This window comes from Rhodococcus sp. WMMA185 (assembly GCF_001767395.1).
Lineage (GTDB): Bacteria > Actinomycetota > Actinomycetes > Mycobacteriales > Mycobacteriaceae > Rhodococcus_F.
Genome location: NZ_CP017014.1, coordinates 4,208,931 through 4,235,220 on the forward strand (window position 1 = coordinate 4,208,931; position 26,290 = coordinate 4,235,220).

At 63.0% G+C, this 26,290-nt stretch carries 28 protein-coding genes; 10 read left to right on the plus strand and 18 right to left on the minus strand.

Annotation, left to right across the window (positions count from 1 at the left end; genetic code table 11):
• Window positions 1-24: 24 nt before the first annotated feature.
• Window positions 25-510: a DUF3293 domain-containing protein gene (locus BFN03_RS18970; RefSeq protein WP_070380310.1), complete on the minus strand. Its 486-nt coding sequence runs from the start codon at window positions 508-510 to the stop codon at window positions 25-27.
• Window positions 507-1,397, minus strand: a complete 891-nt coding sequence (gene dapA / locus BFN03_RS18975) for a 4-hydroxy-tetrahydrodipicolinate synthase (protein ID WP_070380311.1) — start codon at window positions 1,395-1,397, stop codon at window positions 507-509. The genes BFN03_RS18970 and dapA overlap by 4 nt, the downstream gene beginning before the upstream one ends.
• 372 nt (window positions 1,398-1,769) lie before the next feature.
• On the opposite strand from dapA, the gene BFN03_RS18980 reads away from it, so the two are divergent.
• The 3 genes from BFN03_RS18980 to BFN03_RS18985 are packed head-to-tail and all read left to right on the plus strand — an operon-like array spanning window position 1,770 to window position 4,022.
• Window positions 1,770-2,459 carry a cysteine hydrolase family protein gene (locus BFN03_RS18980; protein WP_070380312.1) on the plus strand — a complete coding sequence of 230 codons (690 nt, stop codon included), beginning with the start codon at window positions 1,770-1,772 and terminating at the stop codon, window positions 2,457-2,459.
• Window positions 2,452-2,595 carry a hypothetical protein gene (locus BFN03_RS20705; RefSeq protein WP_198163312.1) on the plus strand — a complete coding sequence of 48 codons (144 nt, stop codon included), beginning with the start codon at window positions 2,452-2,454 and terminating at the stop codon, window positions 2,593-2,595. The genes BFN03_RS18980 and BFN03_RS20705 overlap by 8 nt, the downstream gene beginning before the upstream one ends.
• Entirely contained in the window at window positions 2,595-4,022 is a 1,428-nt protein-coding gene (locus BFN03_RS18985) for a purine-cytosine permease family protein (RefSeq protein WP_070380313.1), read from the plus strand. The genes BFN03_RS20705 and BFN03_RS18985 overlap by 1 nt, the downstream gene beginning before the upstream one ends.
• Before the next feature lie 85 nt (window positions 4,023-4,107).
• On the opposite strand, the gene BFN03_RS18990 is transcribed toward BFN03_RS18985, so the two are convergent.
• From BFN03_RS18990 to BFN03_RS19045, 12 genes are all read right to left on the minus strand, one after another.
• Window positions 4,108-4,881, minus strand: a complete 774-nt coding sequence (locus tag BFN03_RS18990; protein ID WP_070380314.1) for a sulfite exporter TauE/SafE family protein — start codon at window positions 4,879-4,881, stop codon at window positions 4,108-4,110.
• Between the two features lie 233 nt (window positions 4,882-5,114).
• Window positions 5,115-5,384 carry a metal-sensitive transcriptional regulator gene (locus tag BFN03_RS18995; protein ID WP_070380315.1) on the minus strand — a complete coding sequence of 90 codons (270 nt, stop codon included), beginning with the start codon at window positions 5,382-5,384 and terminating at the stop codon, window positions 5,115-5,117.
• 144 nt (window positions 5,385-5,528) lie between these two features.
• Window positions 5,529-5,843, minus strand: coding sequence for a rhodanese-like domain-containing protein (locus BFN03_RS19000; protein WP_070380316.1), 315 nt, complete (start codon window positions 5,841-5,843; stop codon window positions 5,529-5,531).
• Between the two features lie 364 nt (window positions 5,844-6,207).
• Window positions 6,208-7,590, minus strand: coding sequence for an MBL fold metallo-hydrolase (locus BFN03_RS19005; protein WP_070380317.1), 1,383 nt, complete (start codon window positions 7,588-7,590; stop codon window positions 6,208-6,210).
• Window positions 7,591-7,774: 184 nt separating this feature from the next.
• Window positions 7,775-8,851 (minus strand): zinc-binding dehydrogenase, encoded by a 1,077-nt coding sequence (locus BFN03_RS19010; protein ID WP_070380318.1) that lies wholly within the window; start codon window positions 8,849-8,851, stop codon window positions 7,775-7,777.
• Between the two features lie 91 nt (window positions 8,852-8,942).
• A complete protein-coding gene (locus tag BFN03_RS19015; RefSeq protein ID WP_070381090.1) occupies window positions 8,943-10,424 on the minus strand; it encodes an FGGY-family carbohydrate kinase in 1,482 nt (493 codons plus the stop codon).
• 83 nt (window positions 10,425-10,507) lie between these two features.
• Window positions 10,508-11,548: a cation diffusion facilitator family transporter gene (locus BFN03_RS19020; protein WP_070380319.1), complete on the minus strand. Its 1,041-nt coding sequence runs from the start codon at window positions 11,546-11,548 to the stop codon at window positions 10,508-10,510.
• Window positions 11,545-11,994 (minus strand): ArsR/SmtB family transcription factor, encoded by a 450-nt coding sequence (locus BFN03_RS19025; RefSeq protein ID WP_070381091.1) that lies wholly within the window; start codon window positions 11,992-11,994, stop codon window positions 11,545-11,547. Before BFN03_RS19025 ends, BFN03_RS19020 begins: the two co-directional genes overlap by 4 nt.
• A gap of 71 nt (window positions 11,995-12,065) precedes the next feature.
• Entirely contained in the window at window positions 12,066-12,839 is a 774-nt protein-coding gene (locus BFN03_RS19030) for an SDR family NAD(P)-dependent oxidoreductase (protein ID WP_070380320.1), read from the minus strand.
• Between the two features lie 23 nt (window positions 12,840-12,862).
• Entirely contained in the window at window positions 12,863-14,353 is a 1,491-nt protein-coding gene (locus BFN03_RS19035) for a xylulokinase (RefSeq protein ID WP_070380321.1), read from the minus strand.
• Window positions 14,350-14,988: an SIS domain-containing protein gene (locus tag BFN03_RS19040; protein ID WP_070380322.1), complete on the minus strand. Its 639-nt coding sequence runs from the start codon at window positions 14,986-14,988 to the stop codon at window positions 14,350-14,352. Before BFN03_RS19040 ends, BFN03_RS19035 begins: the two co-directional genes overlap by 4 nt.
• 129 nt (window positions 14,989-15,117) lie before the next feature.
• Window positions 15,118-15,591: an Lrp/AsnC family transcriptional regulator gene (locus BFN03_RS19045; RefSeq protein ID WP_070380323.1), complete on the minus strand. Its 474-nt coding sequence runs from the start codon at window positions 15,589-15,591 to the stop codon at window positions 15,118-15,120.
• Between the two features lie 153 nt (window positions 15,592-15,744).
• Between BFN03_RS19045 and pdhA the strand changes: the two genes are divergently transcribed.
• From pdhA to lpdA, 4 genes are read left to right on the plus strand one after another with little or no spacing between them, the layout of a single operon-like run.
• Window positions 15,745-16,863: a pyruvate dehydrogenase (acetyl-transferring) E1 component subunit alpha gene (gene pdhA, locus BFN03_RS19050; RefSeq protein WP_232320364.1), complete on the plus strand. Its 1,119-nt coding sequence runs from the start codon at window positions 15,745-15,747 to the stop codon at window positions 16,861-16,863.
• Between the two features lie 4 nt (window positions 16,864-16,867).
• Window positions 16,868-17,872 carry an alpha-ketoacid dehydrogenase subunit beta gene (locus BFN03_RS19055; RefSeq protein ID WP_070380325.1) on the plus strand — a complete coding sequence of 335 codons (1,005 nt, stop codon included), beginning with the start codon at window positions 16,868-16,870 and terminating at the stop codon, window positions 17,870-17,872.
• Window positions 17,869-19,119 carry a dihydrolipoamide acetyltransferase family protein gene (locus tag BFN03_RS19060; protein ID WP_070380326.1) on the plus strand — a complete coding sequence of 417 codons (1,251 nt, stop codon included), beginning with the start codon at window positions 17,869-17,871 and terminating at the stop codon, window positions 19,117-19,119. The genes BFN03_RS19055 and BFN03_RS19060 overlap by 4 nt, the downstream gene beginning before the upstream one ends.
• Window positions 19,119-20,501: a dihydrolipoyl dehydrogenase gene (gene lpdA / locus BFN03_RS19065; protein ID WP_070380327.1), complete on the plus strand. Its 1,383-nt coding sequence runs from the start codon at window positions 19,119-19,121 to the stop codon at window positions 20,499-20,501. Before BFN03_RS19060 ends, lpdA begins: the two co-directional genes overlap by 1 nt.
• A 69-nt stretch (window positions 20,502-20,570) precedes the next feature.
• Here the strand turns inward: lpdA and BFN03_RS19070 are convergent, their stop codons facing one another.
• Window positions 20,571-21,470, minus strand: a complete 900-nt coding sequence (locus tag BFN03_RS19070) for a metallophosphoesterase family protein (protein ID WP_084385699.1) — start codon at window positions 21,468-21,470, stop codon at window positions 20,571-20,573.
• Window positions 21,471-21,758: 288 nt separating this feature from the next.
• Window positions 21,759-22,055 (minus strand): putative quinol monooxygenase, encoded by a 297-nt coding sequence (locus BFN03_RS19075; RefSeq protein ID WP_070381093.1) that lies wholly within the window; start codon window positions 22,053-22,055, stop codon window positions 21,759-21,761.
• Window positions 22,056-22,159: 104 nt separating this feature from the next.
• Between BFN03_RS19075 and BFN03_RS19080 the strand changes: the two genes are divergently transcribed.
• Window positions 22,160-23,128: a GlxA family transcriptional regulator gene (locus BFN03_RS19080; RefSeq protein WP_070380328.1), complete on the plus strand. Its 969-nt coding sequence runs from the start codon at window positions 22,160-22,162 to the stop codon at window positions 23,126-23,128.
• Here the strand turns inward: BFN03_RS19080 and BFN03_RS19085 are convergent.
• Window positions 23,113-23,526 (minus strand): VOC family protein, encoded by a 414-nt coding sequence (locus BFN03_RS19085; protein WP_070380329.1) that lies wholly within the window; start codon window positions 23,524-23,526, stop codon window positions 23,113-23,115. The genes BFN03_RS19080 and BFN03_RS19085 overlap by 16 nt on opposite strands.
• Before the next feature lie 138 nt (window positions 23,527-23,664).
• On the opposite strand from BFN03_RS19085, the gene BFN03_RS19090 reads away from it, so the two are divergent.
• Entirely contained in the window at window positions 23,665-24,387 is a 723-nt protein-coding gene (locus tag BFN03_RS19090) for a haloacid dehalogenase type II (RefSeq protein WP_070381094.1), read from the plus strand.
• Between the two features lie 81 nt (window positions 24,388-24,468).
• A complete protein-coding gene (locus BFN03_RS19095) occupies window positions 24,469-24,975 on the plus strand; it encodes a mycothiol transferase (RefSeq protein ID WP_084385700.1) in 507 nt (168 codons plus the stop codon).
• 3 nt (window positions 24,976-24,978) lie between these two features.
• On the opposite strand, the gene BFN03_RS19100 is transcribed toward BFN03_RS19095, so the two are convergent.
• Complete coding sequence (locus tag BFN03_RS19100; protein ID WP_070380331.1) at window positions 24,979-26,205, minus strand: Glu/Leu/Phe/Val dehydrogenase dimerization domain-containing protein; 1,227 nt, start codon at window positions 26,203-26,205, stop codon at window positions 24,979-24,981.
• Window positions 26,206-26,290: the final 85 nt, after the last annotated feature.

Below are 26,290 nucleotides of genomic sequence, written 5' to 3' on the forward strand. Positions count from 1 at the left end.
CTGCGTTCCGGCACTTCGTTGCGGTCAGCACTCCGGCGGGATCGGTGACGGTTCCAGGACCCATCCCTGGACGGTGGATCGGTCACTGGCACATGCCAGCAGCTTCCACTCCGCGTCCGTCCAGGCGAAGATCGCAACCTGCTCGAATTCAAGGCCGATCTCGCGGGCCTCATCGTCGGCCAATCCAGATACCGCAACACTGAGTTCGCGGTAGGTGCCGTCCCGCGAACCCCCGATCGCTTCGAACGTCTCGAGGCCGCGGCCGTGCAGATCCTCGGTAAGCCGCACATGGTCTTCACGTTCGCGTTCGGTCCCGGGAGGTTCACCGGGCCGGCAGGACGCGATGATGTGCAGCGGGCCGGCTACGGGCATGATTCCGCATGCACCGCCGTCTGTAGGGACGACGCGAACGGCGCCGGTCGGTAGCGCAATGTCCACGACCGCGTCCGAATAGTCTTGCCACAGTTCATCGTCATCGGCGAATGCGGCCAACGAGTCGTCCCCCGTCACAGCAGACCTGACGCGGCGAGTCCCGCGCGCAGGCGCTCGATGTGTTCGGCAGGCCCCTGCCGTAGCGGCATGCGGAGCCGGTCGGAATCGATGAGGCCGAGCATCTTGAGGGCCGCCTTCACCTGGATCGCGCCCTGCGAGGTGTGCATGATTGCGTCGACCGCAGGGATCAGTTGGGTGTGAATTTCTCGTGCACGCGCGAGGTCGCCCCGATCGATACAGGACACCATTTCGGCGTAGAGGTCGCCTGCGACGTGCCCGACCACCGACACGATGCCGGTGGCGCCCTGCGCGAGGTGGGCGAGGTTGACGACGTCGTCCCCCGAGTACCAGAGCAGATCGGTCTCGGCGATCAGCCGGCTTGCCTCGAACAGATCGCCTTTGGCGTCCTTGACGGCCTTGACCTGCTCGATTTCCGAGGCGCGTCGAATCGTATCGGTGGTCAGAGCGGTTCCGGTGCGGCCGGGGATGTCGTACAGCATGACCGGCGTCTGGCCGCCGGCTTCGGCGACAATGCGGAAGTGCTCGAGGATGCAGTCCTGCGGTGGCTTGTTGTAGTACGGGGTGACAACCAATAACGCGTCCGCTCCGCGGGCGACCATCTCCCGCGCCGCCCTTGTGGAGTGTTCGGTGTCGTTGGTGCCGCAACCGGCCATGACCGCGACGCGGTCGCCCACCGCCTCGACTACAGCCTGCACCGAGGAGTAGTCCTCCTCGTCGGTGGTCGTCGGGGATTCTCCCGTGGTGCCGTTGACCAGAAGCCCGTCGTGCCCATGGTCGGCGAGGTGTACTGCGAGCCGTTGCAGCCCGTCGTAGTCGATCGAGCCATCGTCGTGCATCGGAGTCACCATCGCGGTGATGATCCGGCCAAACGGGGAGTTCTCCATGGTTGATAGACACTACGCCCGACAGTTGCTCTGGGCATCGCCGACTGACCGCGAGTTGCCCAAGAAACGCGAAAGGGACGTACAAGATGTACACCAGGCGTGTTCGGAGGCTCGGATCAAACGCCTCGACGCCGCGTCTCAGATGGCAAACTAGCCGGAATTCGCTCTTGGATGAAATGCAGCAACACCCCTATCCAGCAGAAATGCACCTTAGAAGTTAATGCTTGCTGACCGGACAAAACAGAAAAAATCCGTATGGTTGAAGTCGGGCACTTGGGCGGGGCCAAGCTCGGTCGACCCGATCCGTTCTCGCCGAGCGCATGTCGTGAATGCGCGGTACGCTCTGGCTCGTTGGCGAGTGAAGGTAAATCAATGGTAAACAAAAGCAATACAGCACTCCTTGTTATTGATATGCAGAAGGAAAGTAAGTACGGCATCGAGCACATGCAGGATGCCGTGGATTCTGCCGAATCTCTTATCGAGGCCTGTCGATCGTTGTCGGTCCCGGTCGTCTACACCCGGCACGTGAGCCGTGCAGACGGTGCAGGCCTGGTCAATCATGACGTCCTCGATGACTCGGGGAAACCCATTTTCTACCGATCCGATACCGAGAATCTCGAGGTGATCGACCAACTCCAGCCGCAGCCCGGCGACGTCGTCATCGACAAGTACCGGTGGAGTGGGTTCCACGAAACCTCATTGGATCTGATACTGCGAACCCAGAAAATCGAAACGGTGATCGTGGTCGGGTTTACTACCGACTGCTGCGTTTTGACTACCGTGGTCGACGCCTTCTCCCGCAACTACGACGTAATACTGGTAAAGGACGGTTGCGCGGCCACCAATTCTGGTGCGCACAAGTCGGCAATCCTGAACATGGCGAATTGGACGTACGGGATAGAAATCATCGATTCCCGTGAACTGATCAAGAAGATGTCGGGTTCGCCGTATACATCCTGGAAGGCAACTGCACCTGATCTGGTGGCCTACTCGAGCAAGAGGATCGACGAAGCCTACGAATCTCTCTCGGCCGAGTTCAAGGGGGATACGTTCAATGACTGAGCACGATGAGTGGCGCAACGTCGATCCCGGTGCATCCACAGACCTTTCCAGAGCCGACCAAATCCTGATGCTGGCGTTGGCCATCGCCCCGATCTCACTCGCGATCTTGTGGCATATCGCGCAGGGAGTGTCGTAGTGAGCGCTGAATCTTCCACGTCGGCGCCGCTGACGAAATCGAATCGCTATGCCGGCTTCTTGTCGATATTCTGGCTGTGGGCTGGAGGCAATGTTCTACTCACCAACTTCATCTCCGGGTCTTCATACGCCAGCGGGATCGGGTTTCAAAATCTGTTGGTGATCACCGTCACCGGATTCATGCTGGGATTCGCTTTCTGTTCGTGGAATTCTCAGCGTAGTGCGCGATACGGAATCGACGAGATCGTGTCGCTGCGTCCGGCCTTCGGCCACCGGGGCTCAGCATATGGAACGATGGTTCTCGTCTGTATCAATTTCGGCTGGGTCGGAATTTTGGCCGCGCTCGCGGGCACAGCCACGCAGATCGTGGCCAACGGTCAAGGAATCAGTTTTGCGGGCGACTACTACGTGTACGCGATCGGAGCGGGAATAATCATTCCGCTGCTTATTGTTTCGTACAGTCAGAAGGCTGCGTTCGTGGTTTCGCGGTTGGTAGTGCCGCTACTGGTGGCCTTTGTCGGATATATCATCGTCAGGTTGATCATCGACGGTCACATGTCGACGGTAGTGAACAAACCTGGCGACGGCAGTTCCGATTGGGCGATTGCATTCGAAATCATCTTTGCATTTTCGATATCCTGGTTCCCCTACTTGGGATCCTGGAATAGATTCTCCAGATCCGAGAAGTCAAGCTTTTGGGGTACTTATCTGGGACTGTTTGCCACCGGAGTTCTGTTTGCCATCGTTGGCGGTATGGCGACGCTGGCAACCGGAGAGATCGATCCAGCGATTTGGGCCAATGAACTGGACCTAGGATTGGTTTCCTTGCTCATTATCGTCCTGGGAACGATTACGTCGGTAACACATCTTCTGGGTTCGGGATCGATGGGAATTCTGAGCACCTTCCCGCGCACAAACTACAGAATAGTGTGCCTGTTGGTGACCATTCCGTCCATGATATTCGTATTCGGTTCATCACTGCAGGGCATCTTCGACACCCTGCTCATCTTCATCGGCCTACTTGTAGCGCCCTACTGGGCGGTGGCGCTGGTCGACTACTTCTTCCTCCGGAGACAGCGAATCGACGTGAAGGCGTGCTTCGACAAGTCCGGGCCGTATTGGTACAGCCGAGGGTTCAACGTCTTGGCCTTCGCGAGCACACTGGTCGGGATGGTCGTGTGGATGTTCCTCGGTGGCTGGCAGAGCGGCTTTTCGATCCTGAGCTTCTCTGCAGGGGAAGCAGCCTTCGACCACATCACTGCGACGCTTCCTGCCATGGTCGTCGCGGGAGGGGTTTATTACCTTCTCGGCAGAACGGTGATCCCGAAGCTGGGCATGGGCGGGTATACGGCGTCCACTAGCGCGGACAAACCCGAAGGCGTGGGCGCTGGACCGTCAGTACAGGTTGGAGCGGTACCAGTCGCCTGACGGAAACAGGTCAAGACAGGTGAGCGAAACCTTGACCGATTCGGTGCTCGCGGCCACGAGATCGAGCCCCCTCTGGAATTCGATGTCAGTGCAGGAACACTGTGTCGATCAATATGTACGTTGCGACAGCGAAGACAAGATATGCGAACCAGCGTTGAAGTCGGTCGGCGTCGATGCGGGTGCCGAAGTGGGCAGTGAGTAGTGACCCGACGATGGCGGTGCCGGCGAAGGCTACGGTGATCGCCCAGTCGATGCTTGCGCCACTCAGGTGCGAGATCAGTCCGGCGGCCGAGTTCACGACGATTATTACCAGCGACGTCCCGACGGCGATCTGTATCTGGACACCGAGCATCACTACCAGGGCGGGAATGATGAGGAAGCCGCCGCCAACGCCGAACAGTCCGGTCAGGAATCCCACTGCGAATCCGGCCGGAATCGAGCGGGGCGCGCACCGCCGCCAGTTGATTCCTGAATCGTCAGTCTTGCAGGCAGTTCCGATGCTGTCGCGGTCAAGCAGCATCCGGATACCCGCGACGACCATCACAGCGGCGAAGCCGATCATGACTGCGGCCTGCGGCAGAAGTCGGCTCACCGCGCTCCCAGCGAAGGTGGCGGGGATACCTGCGGCGGCGAAGATTCCCACCAGCCGCCATTCGACCTGCCGAGCACGCAGTTTCGGGAGGGTGCCGACTGCTGAGGCGATGCCGACCACGAGCAGCGACATCGGTATCGCCTGTTCGATGCCGAGTCCGAGGCCGTAGACCAGAGCGGGGACGGCCAGGATGGATCCACCGCCGCCGAGCAGACCGAGCAAAATTCCAATGACTGCGCCGAGGGTGAGGGCGACTGTGAGGGTCACGATCTTCCTTCCTGGTTCCCGATGGGAGCCAAGTGAGCAGCAGTCACCATGAGGTGAAAACGATAGTTGTTGCCACACTGAGTAAGCCGACGGTGTCGCCCAGTAGCGGCCTCACTCGCTCGATTGTCCTGCCGTAGTGTCGAGCAATTCGGTCACGAGTTCGTTGACGTCCTTCCAATTTCGGTTGGGAAGGCATCGTGAACTGCGTCACCGGGCCGCCCCCCACCGTGAGATCAAGCGAGAGAGAGGAAGAGCTTCTCGAGTTCCGCTTCGGTCATTGGCTGCGTGTTCTCCTGGGTGTCACCGGTGAGGCATTCACGCAGCCCGGCTGCGACGATCTTGAAGCCGGCTTTGTCGAGTGCCCGGGATACCGCAGCGAGTTGGGTAACGACGTCCTTGCAGTCGCGTCCCTCCTCGATCATGGAAATCACGCCGGCAAGTTGCCCGTGTGCCCGGCGTAGTCGGTTGAGTACCACTGCGGTGCTGTCTTCGTTACCGACCATGACTGCTTCCTTTCGTTGGGCTATCCGATCAATAATACCCCCACGGGTATACGTGCGGGGTGGGTCGATTGTGCAATGCCCCACCCCCACACAGGGTTCTCACTGGCAGAAGCTGATGTTCGGCAAGGTCGAGTGCAGGCCCGCTCACGTCTGGCCACCGGCTTCCAGCGGCCTGCCCAATGCGGCCCATCCAGAGGTGCCGCCGGCAACCGAGACTGCCGTTCGGCCAGCGGCTTCAACAATGCGTGCTCCCTGCACGCTCCGGTTGCCGGACGCGCAGATCACGTAGACCACGTCCCCGTCGGAGATGTCCGCGGTTCGGCTATCCAACTGGCCGAGCGGTATCAGCACCGCGCCGGGGACGTGCCCGGTGGCGTACTCCCACGGTTCGCGCACATCGATGATGGGAACGCCGTCGGCCCAGTTCTCGGCAAATTGGTCGAGGTCTATCTCACGCATACCCAATCTCTCTATCAGTCGTTCTATTCAGACCCGTCTACCTGTGTAGGTGGCGATGCACCCGTAGCCTGTCGGTAGATCAAGATCCGAAGAGCGCGCGGAAGAACCCCGGCTTCGCCGGTGGGGCGGATTCCTTGTCGCATGTGCACCGCTCGGAGGCGGGCACGGATCTCATGACGCCGTCGGCGTGTTGGCCGCATCCGCCCCAGGTCGTTTTTGCGCATTGCGAGCAGGTCGTGGGATAACACATGATCATCTCTCCTAGCAGTTCTGTTCGTTTGTCCGGCTACAGGTTTCACGGATTCCTTCGACGAGGTGGCGATGCTCTGTCGTCTGACCGCTACTGCGCCTTCGCCGTGTTACGTCACGAGCCGAGAATCTTGTGCGCAGCCCATTCGTCGTAGCCGCCGACGAGGTCGCTGACCTGCTCAAATCCTCGAGCACGCAACAGCGACGCGGCGACGCTGGAACGCCACCCGCCGGCGCAATGCACCACGATCGGACGATCGTGGGGGAGATCATCGAGTCGGAAAAGCATCTGCGCCAGCGGAATCGACACAGCACCCGGGATTACTCCGAACTCGCGCTCGGCTGGATTGCGGATATCGACGAGCATCACGGCCTCCGCAGCGAGCAACCGATCCAGTTCCGCGGCTGTGACCCTCGGCGAGGTTTGCATGAGGTCAGCCAGTTCTGCAGGAAAGGCACCATCGACGTCCACGGTCAGGTAGCCCTCCGCGTGATCGGAGCCGATGCGCGCGAGCCGCATCGCCGCATCCTGCTCCTGCCCAGGGTAAGTGATCAGCAAGATCCTCTCCCCGATCTGGGCGACCATGCCCCCGGTCTCGGCGAACCGGCCGTCGAATCCGACGTTGACCGACCCCTTCAGGTGTCCGTCGGCGAAGTCGTCTGGGGTACGGGCATCAAGCACCCGAGTACCGGAAGCGAGTTCGGTGCGCAGTTGCGCCGCGGACACTGCGGGGATATGGCGGTGTTGGTCGAGCAAGGGATGAGTGGCCTTGTTCAGGGCCGCGTCGACGGAGAAGTACGCGGGTACCGCGGGCTGCCCATCGGTGATCAGAGCGACGAACGCGTCCTCGCTCATCGGTTGCACGGACGGGTTGGTGCGGCGTTGCTCACCGATGGTCGAGGTCAGCTCCGCCGACAGGTTCTTCCCGCAGGACGAGCCGGCGCCGTGCGCAGGCATCACCGTCACCGAATCAGGCAGGGTCAGCAGCGTCCGGTGGATGGTGTGATACATGGCTCGGGCCAGGTCGGTGTTGGAGCCATCACCGAGATTGACCAGGTCGGGGCGGCCCACATCGCCGATGAACAGCGAATCGCCGGTCAGTACGGCGGACGGGAGCGCCTGCGGTCGCTCGCGGACCAGCAGGCTGATCGACTCCCACGTGTGTCCTGGGGTCGACAAGATTCCGATATCGACCTCGCCGAGGCTGATGTGCTCGCCGTGCCGGAGTCGGCGGATCGGGTATTCGGTCTCGGCGGCCTCGCCGAATCCGATCCACGCGCCGGTCGCGTCGATCAGTTCCAGATGCCCGGAAACGAAATCTGCGTGGAAGTGAGTGTTGATCACTCCCTCGATGGTCAACCCGAATCGGCGGGCGTCGGCAAGGTACTCGGTGATGTCACGTCGCGGATCGACCACGACGGCACGTCCCGTGCTCTCGTCGCCGATCAAGTAGGACGCATGCGACAGGCACTCGATGTAGTACTGCTCGAGGATCATCTTGCTACCTCCGGAAAGGGAAGTCTCTTTGCTTGCTGCACCGAGATTGCCATATACCCGTGGGGGTATGCAATTACCCCCGGGGGTATGTGACGGAACAGATAGAAGTTCACCGACCCGCGACCGAGCCGATGGGTTGCCCTCTCCGGGGGGCGGTTCGGCTCACAGGCCCCAATCCAGTCGGTCAGGACGGGATGAGCGACACTTTGACCGATTCGGTTCCGCCGGCCACCAGATCGAGCCCCTTCTGGAAGTCGGCGAGTGGTAGCTGGTGGCTGCAGATTTTGTCCATCGGCAGCTCACCCGACTCGAGCATTCGGATGGCTGCGGGCCAGCAATGTGGCCCGAGGTGCGCGCCGAGAACGTCGAGTTCCTTGTCGTCGCTGATGATGCTCCAGTCGACTGTGGCGTCGCTGCCGAAGACGCCGTATTCGACGTACCTTCCCAACTTGCGCAAGAGGCTCAATCCCTGGGTTACCGCCGAGGGGTGGCCTGTTCCCTCCAGATAGACATCGGCTCCGTAGCCGTCGGTGAGATCCATGACGACCTTCTCGGCGTCTTCGTCGGCGATATCGACGACGATGTCCGCCCCACATTCCTTGGCAAGCTCGAGCTTCTCGGGTACCAGGTCCAGGGCGATGACATGAGCGGGATTCTTCGACCGCGCGCCGATCACCATGCCGAGCCCGATCGGGCCGCACCCGGCGACGACCACGACGTCGTCGAAGGTGATGCCGGCACGTTCGACCGCGTGGAGTGAGCACGACAGTGGCTCGGTGAAGGCTGCGTGCGCCGGCGGGAGTTTTTTGGAGATCTTGTACACCAGCGCGTCGACCGGGTAGATCATGTATTTCGCCATCGCACCCGGCGTGCGACGCTTGAATCCATACATATCGTGCGGCTTGCACATGTGGTACAGACCCCGCTCGCAATACCGGCATTTCCAGCACGGGACGATTTGTTCGGACACCACCCGATCTCCGACCTCGACGCCCCACCGGGCAGCACCCTCGTCATCGATCTGCGCTATCTTGCCGGCGAACTCATGGCCGGGTATCACCTCGGTTTCCGCCCACGCGGGCCGGGTCTCGTCGCCCCAGAATTTGGCCGCACCGTAGTAGCACTTCAGGTCGCTCGCGCAGATGCCGACGGCCTCGACTTGCACGAGTGCCTCACCGGGCCCTGGAACGGGAACCGGTATTTCCTCGAGTCTGTAGTCCCGTGGACCATGACAGATCACGGCCTGCATAGTTTGCGACATCGCTTCTCCCGATTGGTGGCCGAGCAACAGTGGTGGCTGAGCAACCCGGTGACCGGGTGTCCCGATGGGTGGATACCCAGACGATCGGAGATCATGCGTTGAATCGGGCCAGCCGGTGCATCTGTTCGCGCGTGGACGGATAGATTCGGAGCCACGTTTCATACAGCTGGTCGTAGCGCTCGCGGTACTCCGGATTCGGTTCGATCTCGGTCGCGATTCGCGCCCAATCAGTATTGGGTGGAACAAGTCCCACACCGATCGCGGCAAGTAGTCCGTCGCCGTAGCTGGCTCCGATCGTCTGATCGGGTAGTAGCTGGGTGCGACCGGTGATGTCGCTGAGTGCCTGCGCCCAGATCGGGCTGCGCAACCCGCCCCCGACGGCGACCACCCTCTCGACCGGTGCGTCTGCATCGTCGAACATCTCGAGAATCTGCCTGGTACCGAATGCGATGCCCTCGTACGATGCCCGAAAAAGGTGACCGCGGCCGTGCCGGAGGGTCAGTCCGGCGACCACACCGCGTGCATCGGGGTCGAAGATCGGGGTTCGCTCACCGGCAAGGTACGGCAGCACCAGCAGCCCGTCCGATCCCGGCGGGACCGCAGCCGCCTCTGCCGTGAGTTCCTCGAAAGAGGCTTCACCCGTGATGCTCTGAAGCCAGTTCGTCAGAGTGCCCGCCGTCGCGGTACCGCCCGAGAGAGTGTGCGTATCCTCCTGCACGCCGGCGGTAGTCCACAGCGCCGGGCTGGTATGGAACTCCTCGAGCACCTGCACCAGAAACATCGTCGACCCGTACATGAGCATCAGATCACCCGGTCGGCGGACACCGATGCTCACCGTGTCGGCCAGCGCGTCCAACGTGCCCGCGACCACCGGCGTCCCCTCTGGAATGCCGGTTTCGCTCGCGGCGCTTGCATGCACGGTGCCGACCACCTCGGCAGGCCAGACGAGCCGCGGAAGAGGCAGTCCGGCGAGGATCCTCTCTGCCCAATCAGTGTTCCAGCGGAAGTCGCGGATCGAATACAGCGGATCGCATGCGCTCGCGGTGGGATGGTCCAAGACGTACTCGCCGGTGAGCTTCGCGGCAATGTAAGAGTTGGAGCCGTACCAGCGCGCAGCCCGCGCGAAGACGTCCGGTTCGTTCTTGCGTACCCATTCGATCTTCGGACCGACCGCTTGACTCGACAGTGCCTTACCCCCGCGGGCCAGAATGTTGTCGGCTCCGAACAAATCCGTGAGCTCGCGGATCTCGACGGAAGCCCGAGTATCGATTCCGTACAGGATTGCGGGCCGCACCGGGGACACGTTCTCGTCGCACAGCACCAGGCAGGGCCCCACTCCGCTCACGCATATTCCCGCGACGCGCGAACCCGGTGGTCTGCTGTCGAGCAGAGTCTTGCTGATCCGGCAAACATCCGCCCACCAGACCTTCTCCGCATCCACCTCCGCCCAACCCGGCCGTGGCAGAGACATCTCATGGGGAAGTTGGTGTGAGGCGACGACGACGCCGTCCGGCGTCACCAGCACGCCCTTGCTGCTGCCAGTCCCCATGTCGATACCGAGGAGAACATCCACGTCGGCCAGCCTATCCGTCGGGCTCATAGGCCGCAGCGGTGTCCGAATCGGAACATTGGGACGAAATATGTTGTGTGCCTGTTTCAGCGGCCTCCAGAAACGATCGCTCTGTGTGCCGGATAGGCGTGCACGAGCGCGGTGGAGAGCTTCGGCACCGCGTGGGTGAGAGTGTGTTCGGCCTCGTGTGCCAGCCGATGCGCGTCGGCCAGGCTGGTGGAGGGGTCGATGTCGAGCTCGACGTCGGCGTGAAGGCGGTGCCCGATCCACCTCATCCGCAAGCTACGCACTTGGCGAACGCCGGGTTCGGTGGACAGGGATTGCTCGGCGGCTTCGACGAGTTCGGGGTCGACGCCGTCCATGAGGCGGCGCAGTACATCTCGCGCCGCGCTGCGCAGAATCGCGAGGATCGCCACGGTGATGACGAGTCCGACGATCGGGTCCGCGAGCGGAAAGCCCAGCGCAACGCCGCCGGCGCCGAACAGCACTGCCAACGAAGTGAATCCGTCTGTGCGAGCGTGCAATCCGTCGGCAACCAATGCCGCGGAACCGATCCGACGCCCGACTCGGATGCGATACCCGGCGACGATTTCGTTGCCGAGGAACCCGACGAATCCGGCAACCGCCACCCAGCCGACGTGTTCGATCGGGACAGGGTTGATCAGCCGTCGCACCGCCTCGACCCCGGCGATCACCGCAGACAGGGTGATCATCGCGACTACGAACAATCCGGCGAGATCTTCGGCCCGCCCGAAACCGTAGGTGTAGCGGCGGGTGGCGGCCCGTCTGCCCAGCGCGAACGCAATCCACAGCGGTATCGCAGTCAGTGCGTCGGAAAAGTTGTGCACCGTGTCAGCCAACAGCGCCACCGATCCGGAGACGGCGACGATCGCGAGCTGAATGAGAGCGGTGGCGCCGAGGATTACGAGGCTGATCTTGACAGCCCGGATTCCGATGGCACTGGACTCGAGGGCATCGTCGACGCTGTCGGCCGCGTCGTGACTGTGCGGCGCGAACACCTCGCGAACAGCCGCACCGATCCGGCCGCCGCGCCCGTGCCCGTGGCCGTGGCCGTGGCCATGCCCGTGGTCATGCGCGGGCGGGACGCGGTTCGATGTGTGGCTCATGCCGGATTCTCCGGCCCACGCTTCGGTGCGGCGTCGAACCCTGGATCGTCGAACCCTGGATCGTCGAACCCTTGATGCAGACTGCGCAAGTCTTCGCTGGTGCGGTGATGCCCGGGAATGCCGGGTCCGGCATGTTCGGCATTGAATACCGCGTCGGTGACGAGTTGGCGAACGTGTTCGTTTTCCAAGCGGTAGATCACCTGGGTGCCCTCTTTCCGGGAGCGGACCAGGCGGGACATCCGAAGCTTTGCCAGATGCTGCGACACCGATGGTGCAGGCTTTCCGACGTGCTCGGCGAGGTCGTTGACCGACAGTTCTCTGCCCGTCAAGGCCCACAAGATCTGCACCCGAGTCGAATCGGACAGCATGCGAAACACCCCTACCACCAGATCGACCTGGTCGTCCGGCAACCTCCGCCGACAGGTAGCAACAGTATCTGCATTCATGCGCAGATAATAGCACCGAGAGAACCCGGTCGTCACCGGCCGAAGGGATTATCCGATGATTCTGTTCGACCTCACCAAATCGTGTAGCCGCCGTCGGCAACGAGGACGGATCCGGTGATGAAACTGGCGGCGTCGCTGGCGAGGAAGACGACGCTGGGGGCGATCTCCTCCGGCATTGCAAACCGCTGTTGGGGTGCGTCGTCGACCCAGTACCGCTTGAATTCGGGATTCTCGACCGGCGAACCTGGGGTCAACACATAGCCGGGTGCCAACGCGTTGACTCGGATACCGAGCGGTGCCCACTCGGCGGCCAGTGATTTGGTGAGGTGGTGCACGGCCGCTTTCGATGCGTTGTAGGCCGGCTGCATCTGCGGGCGATTGACGATGATGCCCGACATCGAGCCAAGGTTGACGATTGATCCCCCGCCCCGCTCGCGCATGTGAGCACCCACGGCAATACTGCACTGCCACAGTGCTTTCACATTGAGGTCGAACACGGAATCCCACTGTTCCTCGGTGACATCCCAGGAATCGTTGTGAACGCCGATGCCTGCGTTGTTGACAAGGATGTCGATGTGTCCGAGCGCGTCGATGGCCTCTCCGGTCATACGGTCGACATCGGCACGGGAGGTGACATCGGCGGTGATCGGCGCGAATTCGTATCCCTTGGAGGCTGCTTCGGTGACCACCTCCTTGTTGCGTTCGGTGTTGCGTCCGGCGATAGCGACGCGTGCGCCGGCGTCGGCGAGACCGAGTGCGAATGCGCGGCCGAGTCCCTGATTCCCGCCGGTGACCAGAGCGGTCCTTCCGGTCAGGTCGAACGGTGTGCGAGTGGCTGCAGTCATCGGTTGTTCCTTCCGGGAGACGATTATCGGGTGGCCGCTCTTGCGCGGTCGAGTGTGTCGACGCCTGCACACTCTGCCCAGCGTGCGCGCACCGCTGCGATATCGCGGCCGGTATCGCGAGGTTCCACCGTGATTCGTGGGGGCGGTGCCCAACGCCGAGCCACGGTGACCATGCCCTCGACGTCGGTGCCCGCGCAGACCGCGGCGGCCTGCACGCACGCGCCTCGTGCACTGGCCTCGCCCGCGTCGGGCACGGTGACCACGTCGCCCGAGAGATCGGCGAGGAGTGCGAGTGTGGCACGAGAGCGGGTTCCGCCGCCAACGGCTGTCATCGGACCGTCACAGCGCAACCCGTAGGAACGCAACGCATCTCGGTGGTCCAACAGCGACAGCAGCGGACCTTCGAGGAATGCGCGAGCCATCTCCTCGCGGGTGGTGGCCGAAGTGATGTCGGACAGCAGACCTCGCGCATTGGGGCGGTTCGGGGTGCGTTCGCCGTCGAGGAACGGAACGAGCACCGGCCCCGGGGCCGAGCCTGCGGCGAGTGCGAGTGTGGAAAGTCCGGCGTGGTCGGTCCCGAGGATGCGTGCCGCGGTGTCGCCGACCCGTGCAGCGTTGAGCGTGCAGACGAGAGGAAGATAGCCGCCGGTGGTGTCGGCTACTCCGCTGATGGTGCCGGTCGCGTCGAATACCGGGGTGCGCGACGAGGTCGCGACGACACCGGACGTTCCCAGCCCGATGTACTGGTCTCCGTCGCTCAACCCCAGGCCGAGGTAGGCGGCGTGCTGGTCGCCCGCGCCGGCGCCAACCAGCGTCGTGTCCGTCAGGCCTAATTCGGCTGCGGCATAGTCTGATACGACTTCGGCGGGTTCAGCGGCGCCGAGAACTGTTGGCAGCAGGGGGAGCCAATCCCGTTCTCCCGCAGCGATCTCGAGGTAATCCGGCAACCAGGCAGAGGTGGTGGCGTCGAAATAGCCTGTGCCGGAGGCATCGGACCGGTCGGTGACGGCCCGGCCCGTGAGTCGGTAGACGAGGTAGTCGTGAGGAAGCAGGATGTGACGGGTCCGATCGAGAATCGACGGTTCGTGCTCGGCAACCCAGGCCAGCTTGGCGATCGTGAATGCAGCCGTCGGCAGCGTGCCGATCCGTCGCACCCACCGGGGTCCGCCGATGCGCTCGACGAGCACGGACAGTTGAGGTGCTCCCGTGGTGTCGTTCCACAACTTGGCAGGCCGCAGAGGCTGTCCGTCCGAGCCGAGAAGCACGAGTCCGTGACACTGTGCGGCGACCGACAGCGCGCGCACATCGACCGGTCCCGCGCCAGACAGAGCTGTGCGGACTGCGGCGACCATGGCGTCCCACCATGATCGTGGATCCTGTTCGCTACACGGCGGGAAAGCAGGTGTGTGCGGCGCAGACCCGGAGGCGAGCAGTGCGCCGGTATCCGCGTCCCGGATCTCGGCCTTGCAGGACTGGGTCGACGAGTCGATGCCGAGAACGACCGGGCGGGTCAAAGCCCGACCACAGGTCTGTTGTCGTCGAGCAGGTCCTCGCGAGTGCCGACGCCACCTGCGGGGTGGGATCGAACGACGTCGTGGATCGTGCGTCCGGTGAGAGCCATTGCCACGACACCGACGGCGTCGCCCCATGCGCCGACCGCGAGTGTGCTGGTCAGGGCAATCATGTCGCCCGGGTCGGCATCGTGGGCTGTGGCGGGCAGCTCGGCCACGTCGGTGGCGGCAGCCGCGAAAGGGGACCCGGAGTTCTCCGTGACCGCGACTACGCGAACGCCGTGGCTCACGAGGCGGGCCGCCAGTTCGGTCAGCTCACCGGAGCGTCCGGTCTTGGAGATTGCCAGCACGAGGTCGTCGGTGCCGATCGCCGCCATTCCGCCGTGGAGCGCATCCGTGGCGGCCAGGTACAGGGCCGGTGTGCCGCACACGGAGAGTAGATGGGCCAGGCGTGCCGCCATGATTCCCGACGTTCCCGAACCGGTGGTGATGATCTTGCCGGGAGTATCGACCACGATGCGTGCGACGTGCACGACGCTCGGTCCGACCGAATCGGCCAAAGCGGACAGTCCGGCGGCTTCCCGAACCAAAACGGTGTGCGCGAGGCTTTCGAGTGCGGCGTCGTCGATTTCGCTCATGTGCCGTACCTCATCGCATAGTGATTGCTCACCTGTGGTGCGATTCGGATCATGTCCACAGAGCCATTCGATTGTCAATGAACATCTCGCGGTCAGTCGGCCCGAGATCGGACAATTCGGGCAAAGCGCTCATACCCACTCCGCCCCTGGCCCGTTCGCCTCTTCGAAGATCAGCCACGTCTTGGTGGACAGCACGCCCTCTAGGCCTTGCAGTTGCTCGAGCACAAGGTGGCGGAGCGCACGGTTGTCGGGTGACCGGACCAGCACCAGAACGTCGAAATCGCCGCCGAGCAGCGAATAGTGCTCGACAAAGGGCAGATTGCGCAATTGGGACGCAATTCCGCGCCACGAGTCCTGCTTGATGGAGAGGGCGATGAACGCGGAGGAACCGAGCCCGGCCTTGTCGTGGGCGATGTGGGTGGTGAAACCCTCGATGATCCCAGCGTCTTGCAGACGTCCGATCCGCATGTAAGCGTGTGCGCGGGAGATATGCGTTTTCTCCGCAAGGGCTCGAATCGAGATTCGTCCGTCTGCGACGAGTTCCCTGATGATGCGTCGGTCGGTCGCGTCGAGTACGTATGTGCGTGATGTATCGTCGGCCATCTGTCCACCCTTACTGTGGTCTACCACACAGTAGCGAGACGATCTGCCGCCACTGCGCTGATTTTGGGCCGTATGTCTTGGTTCGAGCCGGATCATTGTCGATCAGTCGATCCATTGGGAGCATTACTGCACACAATGGGTTTGGAGGTAGATGTGACGCTCATGGAACCTGTGGGTGCGCCGCAGTATCAGAAGTTTCTTCCGGCAGATCATGCGGTGCAGTACCTCGACACGGCGGGTGAGTTGACCGAGAGCGAGGCCCGGTATCCGAGGCCCAGTGACGACCGCCTCGTCGAGATGTATCGAAACATGTTTCTGGGCAGGCGATTCGATCAACAAGCCACTGCGTTGACGAAGCAGGGCAGGCTTGCGGTGTACCCGTCCGCACGCGGTCAGGATGCCTGTCAGATCGCGGGAGCGATGTGCCTGCGTCCGACGGATTGGATGTTTCCCACCTACCGGGATTCGATGGCGCTCATGGCGCGCGGCATCGACCAGGTGGAGCTTCTGGGCATGCTCGCCGGTGAATGGCACTGCGGATACGACCCCGCGCGGTATCGCAGCGCCCCGCAGTGCACCCCCCTGGCCACCCAGTTGCTCCACGCCGCGGGCGTGGCCTACGGCGAGAACCGCAAGGGCCGCGACACGATCGCATTGGCGTTCTGCGGCGACGGCGCGACGAGTGAGGGCGACTTTCACGAGGCACTGAACTTCGCCGGCGTGTTCAAAGCCCCGGTGATCTTCCTGGTGCAAAACAACGGGTTCGCGATCAGCGTGCCGATCGCGAAGCAGAGCGCTGCTCCCTCGCTTGCGCACAAGGGTGTCGGCTACGGAATCGGAAGCGAGCAGGTAGACGGCAACGATCCGGTCGCGATGCTGGCGGTGATGGACGAGGCCGCCAGATTCGTCCGCGCGGGCAATGGTCCGGTGATCGTGGAAGCGCAGACCTACCGGATCGACGCACACACCAATGCCGACGACCCCACCCGGTATCGAGACGCCGGGGAGGTGGAGAAGTGGCTCGGACGCGACCCGTTGGCCCGGCTCGAGAAGTACCTGCGCGAGAAGGGCCTCTTCGACGACGACGCGGCGGCGGCCCTCGCCGCTGAGGCCGAGGCTTCAGCTTCGGCGCTGCGCGAGGGTATGAACGCTGAACGCCCCGCCGACCCCACGGACCTGTTCCGGTACGTCTTCGCCGAACCAACTCCCCAACTGCGCGAACAACAAGCGCAGGTAGAGGCCGAACTGGCCGCTGAGTCCGAGGAGCACTGACACCATGCCCACGATCACCATGGCTCAGGCACTGAACACCGCGCTGCGGGATGCGCTCACCGCAGACGAGAATGTCGTCGTCTTCGGAGAGGACGTCGGTGCTCTCGGGGGTGTATTCCGCGTGACGGATGGGTTGACCAGCGACTTCGGCGAGGACCGCTGCTTCGACACTCCACTGGCAGAGTCAGGCATCGTCGGCTTCGCGGTCGGCATGGCGATGGCCGGATTCCGCCCGGTGGTGGAGATGCAGTTCGACGCGTTCGCCTACCCCGCGTTCGAGCAGATCGTCTCCCACGTCGCCAAGATCAGGAACCGCACCAAAGGCGCCCTGTCGGTGCCGATCGTGATCCGTGTCCCGTTCGCCGGCGGCATCGGCGGGGTCGAGCACCACTGCGATTCGAGTGAGGCCTACTACGCTCAGACTCCGGGGCTGAAGGTCGTCGCGCCGTCCACAGTCTCGGACGCGTACACGCTGTTGCGTGAGGCCATTGACGACCCGGACCCGGTGATCTTTCTCGAACCCAAGCGTCTGTATTTCTCCCGTGCCGACGTCGAGCTCGGGGCCGGCCCGCCGATCGGGAAGGCTGCTGTGCGCCGCCAGGGTCGGGACGCGACCATCGTCGCGTACGGCCCGTCGGCGAGTGTCGCGCTCGAGACGGCCGAGGCTGCGGCCGCCGAAGGTCGTGACCTCGAGGTGATCGATCTACGTTCGATCGTGCCGTTCGATGACGAGACGGTCATGGCATCGGTCCGGAAGACCGGCCGGTGCATCGTGGTTCAGGAAGCTCAGGGCTTCGCCGGGGTTGGGGCGGAAGTCGCCGCCCGCGTTCAGGAGCGGTGCTTTCACTACCTGCACGCTCCCGTCCTGCGGGTCAGTGGTTTCGACATCCCGTATCCGCCACCAAAGCTGGAACGGTTTCATCTTCCCAGCGTGGACCGAGTCCTCGACAGTGTGGAGCGGTTGCAGTGGAACGACACCGCAGACACCCGCTGGGCGGTGCCCGTATGAGCGACCAGGTCTTCATGCTTCCCGACCTCGGCGAGGGTCTGACCGAAGCCGACATCGCGGAATGGAGGGTGAAGGTCGGCGATACGGTCGCGATCGACCAAGTGGTCGTAGAGGTCGAGACCGCCAAGGCGGCGGTGGAGGTACCGATTCCGTTCGAGGGCACGGTCGTGGCACTGCACGGTGACGCAGGCTCGACGCTGAAGGTCGGAACCCCATTGATAACGGTCAGCGCGGCGGGCCACGAGCAATACCGGGAAGAGGAACGTGCCGGATCCGGCAGCATTCTGATCGGGTACGGAACCAGTGAAGATACGCGACGCCGACGGCGTCGCGTGCAGACCGACCAGCGCGTGCAGACCGACCAGGTTGTGACCACGACGCCACCGCGCCGCGCCGCCGTGGCACGGGTCATCTCCCCGGTCGTACGAGGCCTCGCGCTCCGGAACGGCATCGACCTGTCGACAGTGTCGGGAACCGGCTCGGGCGGTGTGATCACCCGGGCGGACGTCGAGAACGCACTTGGTGCGGCACCCGCAAACAAGACCGGCGACCATCAGCGGATTCCGATCAAGGGCCTGCGCAAGACTGTCGCAGACAGGCTGTCGGCCAGCCGTCGGGAGATACCGGACGCCACCACCTGGGTTGACGTGGATGCAACGGCCTTCCTCGACGCCCGCACGGCGATCAACGCTTCGCTCGATGACGACGGCGGCGGAGTGGGTCTGCTGGCATTGCTTGCCCGCATGGCCGTTGCCGCGCTGAAGCAGTTCCCGGAGCTGAACTCCACCGTCGATACCGAGCGCAACGAGATCGTCCAGTACGACCACGTGCATCTGGGTGTCGCCGCGCAGACCCCGAAGGGGTTGGTTGTCCCGGTCATCGAGAATGCCGATCTCCTCTCGACAATTGATCTTGCGCAACAACTTCGGGAGACAACTGCCCTTGCCCGCGAAGGCAAGCTCGCGCCCACGCGCCTGTCCGGGGGCACGTTCACGCTCAACAACTACGGCGTCTTCGGGGTTGACGGTTCGACACCGATCATCAACCATCCGGAGGCCGCGATCCTCGGCGTAGGACGAATCATCGACAAACCCTGGGTCGTGAACGGGCAGCTGGCTGTCCGGAAGATGACCCAGGTATCGCTCAGCTTCGATCACCGCGTCTGCGACGGCGGCGTCGCGGGCGGGTTCGTGAGGCTGTTCGCCGATTACATCGAGAATCCGATCTCCCTGCTGGGAAGACTGTGATGGTCGGTACGCACAGTGACGTCCTGATTCTTGGTGGGGGGTCAGGCGGTTACGCCTGCGCCGTTCGTTGCGCCCAGCTCGGACTCTCCGTCACGCTGATCGAGTCGGACAAAGTCGGCGGGACTTGTCTGCACCGCGGATGCATCCCCACCAAGGCTCTCCTGCGCTCCGCCGAGGTTGCGGACACCGCCCGATCGAGTGAGTCCTTCGGTGTCAGGGCAAGATTCGAAGGCATCGACCTCGAGGCCGTCCACGAGTACAAGAACGGCGTCGTCGAGCGCCTGTACCGGGGATTGCTGGGGCTCGTCGCGAATCACGCGGTGACGACCGTCGTCGGACATGGCCGGTACCTCGGGGATCGGACGGTAGAAGTCGGCGGAACGCGTTACACGGGAACGTCTGTCGTGCTGGCAACGGGTTCATATGCCCTCACGGTCCCGGGCATAGAACTCGGCAACCGGATCATCACCAGCGACCAGGCACTGAATCTCGAGTTCTCACCACAGAGCGTGATTGTTCTGGGCGGTGGGGTGATCGGTGTCGAGTTCGCCAGCATCTGGGCGTCGTTCGGGGCTGAAGTAACCGTCGTCGAAGCGCTTCCCCGACTGGTATCCGGGGAGGATTCGTGGTGCTCGAAGCAACTCGAACGGGCTTTCCGAAGGCGGGGCATCGCCGTCAGGACGGGCGCGAAGGTTGCGACCGCGAAGGAATCGATTGACGGCGTCGCCGTCGAACTGGACGGCGGTGAAGTCCTTCAGGCAGACGTTCTGTTGGTGGCGGTGGGACGTGGACCACGCACCGGTGATACCGGATTCGCCGAACACGGCATCGCGCTCGAGCGAGATTTCGTCGTCACGGACGAGCGCCTCCGCACAACCGCTGAGGGTGTGTATGCCGTCGGTGACGTCGTGAATGGCCTTCAGTTGGCGCACAGGGGGTTTCAGCAGGGCATCTTCGTTGCTGAGGAGATCGCGGGTCTTCTGCCGACTGCAGTCGCCGAGCATCTCATTCCGCGGGTGACGTATTCGCACCCCGAGGTCGCATCCGTCGGGCTGAGTGAGGATGTTGCCAGGAAGCGTTACAGCAATGTCGCCGCTGTCTCGTACGACCTTGCGGGGAACGGCAAGAGTCAGATCCTGAAGACCTCGGGTGGGATCAAGGTCGTGCGGGCAGGAGGCAGCGGTGAGGATGGACCCGTCGTCGGGGTTCATATGGTCGGCGACCGGGTCGGTGAACTGATCGGTGAGGCTCAGTTGACCGTGGCCTGGGAGGCGCTGCCTGCCGATGTCGCCCCTTTCTTGCACGCGCATCCAACTCAGGGCGAAGCCCTCGGCGAGGCAATGCTCGCACTCGCAGGTAAGCCACTGCACGCACATTCCTAGACATGCGTACGTCCAGACATGTGCACAGCGAGTAGCCAGTGTCGAACCGTGGCCGTCGAGGACTTCGGACTATCGCCCGCCTAGCGCTGGATGGAAGCCGACGTCGCCGAGATTGAGCACCACCATATTGTTGTCGATCGGGTTGTTGTCCCGACCCAAGCCGTCGATGACGGTTCGATAGTCGGCGCCTTCCAGAATCGTGCGGTATCGGTGGTGGAAGTGGCCGTGCCACAATCGGCAGGGACGAACCCGATCCACGACAAACCGCAGCTTGGCGCGGTTCGCCTCCGATTCGGCGAGTTCCTCCGGTGGAAATCCGTAACGGTCGCGGGCCATGCCTGGCACCTCGATACCGCCGGGGCAGTCGTGGCAGAACATGACATCCACCGGTCCGCCATCGACAGCCGTTCGGACGTCGGCGCCGCTGATCTGTTCCTGCGGCCACCAAGACTTGCCCTCGGTACGCAGGAATCGGTCGATAGAATGGGCACCGCCCAACGCCAGGCAGCGTGTCTGCCCCCAGTTCCAACGCAGCCCCCGCGGGAGATGCACGATTCGTCCTCTCAAGTAGCGCAACCCATCTTCGGCAACGGGTTGCGCGAGAAGCCAATCGAAGTCCTCGTGGTTGCCCTCGACGAATCCGAGAACCATGTCTTCGGCGGCGAGCGCGGCGTCGATCGCGTCGAGATAGCTGTCCTTGAAGCTGTAGCCGAAGTCGCCGAGATGCACCAGGATGTCGGCGTTCCGCTTGGCTGCGTACGCGATCACCTGCCGTGCGTAGTCGGTATTGGCGTGCCAGTCGCCGGCGATCGCCACCCTGCGCGGTGTGTGGAAGAAGCGTCCTCTCACCTCTTGTCCGCCAGCGGCCCGAGGGGTGCGGGTGGGTCTCGGCGGTTGGTCGAACTGCCGAGAAGCACGGAGGGTCGGTTGCTCGAGATTCGTCGTCTCACGCGGGGAGTTTGGTGGCATCAAATAGGCTCCTTCCTGGCATCGAAGGAGCCGTCGACCTCGAAGACCAGGTGTTGGGTAGACGAAGCAACCTGCGCGAGCGGGAACCCACCGCTCTCCGTCAGTCTATGCTTCGCGGGTGTCGCTTGGGGGCAAGTTTTGGTCTCGAACGTTCCCGGTTACTCGAGTGCCACCGCGGATTACGTAACGTCTTTATCGAATTGATTTGCAGCAGTGTACAATGCACCGCCATATCCGGAAACGGACATGGCGGACGCTCCCGGTGCCATTGCGCTCGGGGCGCTTCGCCTATTTGACGGCGATCACGTCGACGGGGCGAATATCGGGATCCTTGGCGAGCAGTTCGGGTCCGACCTTGCCCAGAGCTTCAGGGATGGCGCCGGTCAGATGCGCCTGACGACCGTCTTCGTCGCTGAACGTGTCGAAGATGCCGTACGTGGTCTCGCTGAGCTTGAACGCGTACCAGGTCACGGTGCCGCCTTCCTCCAACACCAGGGCCCGGCCCTGTTCGAGGAAGGCCGCCAGATCCCCACCCTTACCCGGCTTGGCCTCGAGTAGGGCCAGTATTCCTCTGTCGACTGCCACAATGCCTCCTCGGTTCTGGTTCGTGATTACATCCACTGATCACGCTAGGTGGGCGGTGCGCGATGTAGAGCGTCGGAAGCGACATGTTTGTTACCGTTTCCGTCATGAGAGTCGCGGTCCTGGCCGTAGACGGAGTGTTCGACTCGGGACTGAGCATCCTGCTCGATGTACTGGCGACGGCGAACGCTCTGCACGAACGCGCAGACGTCGGGCAGTCACCGTTCACGGTGGTCCCGGTGGCGGTGGAGCCGTCGGTTCGCACCGGTCACGGCCTCGAACTAGTCACCACGCCGCTCGAAGACATCGCCGAGCTGCCAGACGTGCTCGTGATGCCCGCAATCGGGGTGAGGACGCCGGCGCAGATCGTCGACACGGTACGTGGGCACCCCGCATTGGACTGGGTGGCCGAGGGGCGACGCTCCGGAGCAGCCCTCGCCGCCGCCTGCAGTGGAACGTTTTTCCTGGCCGAGGCGGGAGTTCTCGACGGGTTGGCGGCGACGACGAGTTGGTGGCTGGGCCCGGCGTTTCGTGCGCGGTATGCCCGCGTCGAACTCGACGAGCGTCGCGCGCTCACCCAGGACGATGGTGTGACGACGGCCGGGGCGGCGTTCGCGCACATCGATCTCGCATTGACGATCGTCCAGCAGCAAAGCCCCGCGCTGGCTGATCTCGTCGCGAGGTACCTCCTGATCGGGGACAGGCCCTCCCAGGCGATCTTCGCTGTGCCGGCGCTACTCGCCACCGCCGATCCCACGATGATGGCGTTCGAACGCTGGATCCGCGATCATCTCGAGGAACCGCTACAGATCAGCACTGTCGCACGTGAGATCGGTGTGAGTGAACGAACGCTCCAGCGCACAACGGCCTCCGTACTCGGCATGTCGCCGATGGAATTCGTTCAGGAAGTCCGCCTCGACCAGGCGACTTTTCTGCTTCGCACCACCGCGCTCAGCGCCGACGCAGTAGCCGGCGCCGTGGGCTACCAGAAGTCTGCGACCTTGCGTGCGCTGATCCGCCGCCGACGTCACACCAGTATCACGGAGATCCGTCGCGGAAGTCAGTCTTGCGGTTGAGCGATATCGACCATCCACGAGATGCCGAATTGGTCTATGCAGGAACCGAACTCATCGCCCCACATTTGCATTTCCAACGGTACCGTCACAGTGCCGCCACGTGAGAGTTCGGTCCAGTAGCCGCGAAGTTGGTCGGCATCGTCTCCGTTGAGGCTTATGGCGATGTTCGTTCCCGGGTTGTGTTCAACGGAAGGGGGCGTGTCTGAGCCCATGAGGGTGAATCCGTTCTCGGATTCGAGAATGGCGTGCATGATCTTGTCGGCGCTCTCGGCATCCGGTATGCCGAATTCGCCGAACGTACTCATCGACAACGTGCCACCGAAGATGTTCTGGTAGAACTCCATAGCCTGCCGCGCGTTGCCCGCGAAACTGATATAGGGATTGAGGCGAGAGGTCATGGGACGTGCTCCTTCTGGGTGGCAGATCCGGTAGAAAGACGCTACAACGAACCAACGGGGAGATGTGCGCAAAAGGGGTCGCTAGGCGTGCAAATCGACCGAAACGGTGCAGTGGAGGGAATCGGTACCTTGGGATGGATGAACACATCACCTGACCGGCACCCGAAGGCTCTCCTGTTCGACGTCCAAGGAACGGTCACCGATTTTCATTCCACGGTTCGCCGCTCGGCGGAACGAATCTGCGGCATGCGGTACCCGGGTGTCAACTGGTCGGAGTTCGTGAACAGCTGGCGCGCTATGTATTTCGAGTCGACATCAAGACCCGATGACCTGTCGGATCAGTGGACAACTGTCGACTCCATCTACAGGCGGTCTCTCGATGCTCTCCTCGAGCGGGAAGACCTCGAGGAGATCGGCCTTGCCGAACGCGAGGAACTGAACGCGGCTTGGCAGCGGCTCGACCCCTGGCCCGACGCCGTCCCGGGCCTCTTGCGGATGCGCGGCAAGTTCGCCCTGGCTACTCTGTCGAACGCCGATGTATGCGCCGTCATCAGTATCAGTAGACACGGACAACTACCTTGGGACGCAATCTTTTCCGCAGAGATGGCCGGTGCGTTCAAGCCGGACCCACGCACGTACCTGATGGCGTGCCGATACCTGGGTTGCGACCCTGGTGATGTGATGATGGTGGCCAGCCACAAGTACGACATCCGAGCCGCCGGCGCCCTCGGCATGAAGACCGCATTCGTTGCGCGCCCGGACGAGTTGGGTGCGGACGCGCCCGCCGATGTCGAGTACTCGGACGAGTTCGACATCAACGCCGCGGACTTCTCGGATCTCGCTACACAACTCGGCTGCTGACATCACCGGTGCCGCACTCTGTCCGACGGCGCCAAATGGAGGCATAGTGGAACGGGAGAGTAGTCGATGATAAGGAGCATCGTGGATCACAGCGCTGTGTTGGCCGATGCGTTCGGCCGCATCCAGGATGAAGTGCACGCGACACTGTCCGGTCTGCCTGACGATGCCCTCACATACCGGGTGGACGAGGGCGCCAACTCCATCGCCTGGCTCGTTTGGCATCTCACTCGGGTGCAGGACGATCATGTCGCAGGGGTCGCGGGAACCGAACAGGTCTGGACCTCAGCCGGCTGGGACGAACGCTTCGGCCTCCCGTTCCCGACCAGGGAGATCGGCTACGGGCAGTCTCCCACCGACGTGGCCCTGATAGCGGCGTCGGCTGATCTGCTGCTGGGCTACCACGACGCGGTCCACGCACGTACCGTCGCGTATCTCGCGACAATCAGCGAGGCTGACCTCGACGTCATCGTGGATGAGAGCTTCGACCCCCCAGTCAGTCGCGGTGTGCGCCTGGTCAGCGTCCTGTCGGACGACCTTCAACACATCGGCCAGGCGGCATACGTTCGCGGGGTCTATGAGCGCCGTTGATCGTCAGACCAGCTGATCGAGCGCGATCTCGAAGGCTGTACCGGCGATGCCGGTCGGTTCCGGCGAACGGGCGTAGCAACGCTCGAGGGCGGCCGCGATCGTCGCGGAGACGTCACCGAAGATCGCCTCGTCGGACACCTCGATGTCCCCTTCCATCAGTAGCGCGAAAGCACGGGCCATGCCGCAATTCGCGATGAAGTCCGGAACCACGGACACACTCTTGTCGGCGTACTCGTAGGTGGGGCCGTAGAAGATCTCATTGTCCGCGAAGGGCACGTTGGCGCCGCTGGCTACCAGTTCGAGCCCGCCGACAATCAGTCGATTCAGCTGGTCACGGGTGACGAGGCGAGATGCGGCGCAGGGCAGGAAGATCTCGGCGTCGTAGTTCCAGATCGCCTCGTCGATCTCTTCGAATGGCACCATCGCGGCGTCGCAGAGTTCGTTGCCGTCCTTGGCGAGGAACAGGGTGCGGACCTGTTCGAAGTCGTAGCCATCCGGACGAGACAATCCGCCGTTGCGGTCGATGATCCCGACGATGCGGGCACCCGCCTGGGCCAGGTAGTAGGCGGCGCTGGCACCGACATTGCCCCAACCCTGCATGATCACTCGCTTGCCGGCAAGTTCGCCGCCGTAGACGCGGTAGTAGTGGCGCACCGATTCGGCCACACCCCACCCGGTGATGAGATCTGACACCGTGTACTTGAACTGCGGGTCAGGCGTGAACCGAGGATCCTCGACCACCTTCGCTGCACCCATGCGAAGCTGGCCGACCCGTTGCACGCGCTCGCGGTCGCTGGCTGCGAAATGTCCGTTGACCACACCTTCCTGCGGATGCCAGAGGCCATAGCTCTCAGTGATCGGTGCAACCTCGACCATTTCGTCGACGTTCAGGTCTCCGCCGGTGCCATAGTACGACTTCAGAAGTGGTGCAACAGCTTTGAACCACCGTCGCAATACCTCGTCCTTGCGCGGGTCCGTCGGATCGAAGTCGATGCCGGACTTTGCGCCGCCGATGGCCGGACCGGAGACAGTGAACTTCACCTCCATGGTCTTGGCCAGCGATTCCACCTCGCGGCGGTCCAGGCCGCGACGCATACGGGTTCCGCCGCCGGCAGCGCCACCACGCAGCGAGTTGATCACGGTCCATCCACGCGCGGATGTCTCGGTATCGTGCCATTCGAAGACGATCTCGGGGGCCTTCTCTTCGAATCGAGTGAGCAGATTCTTCATGGCTTCTTTCAGTTCTCGGCTACTGGTCGAGGTGGTGGCAATCGGTAGTACCCGATCGGCGCGCCCCGCTGTTGCGGCGATCACT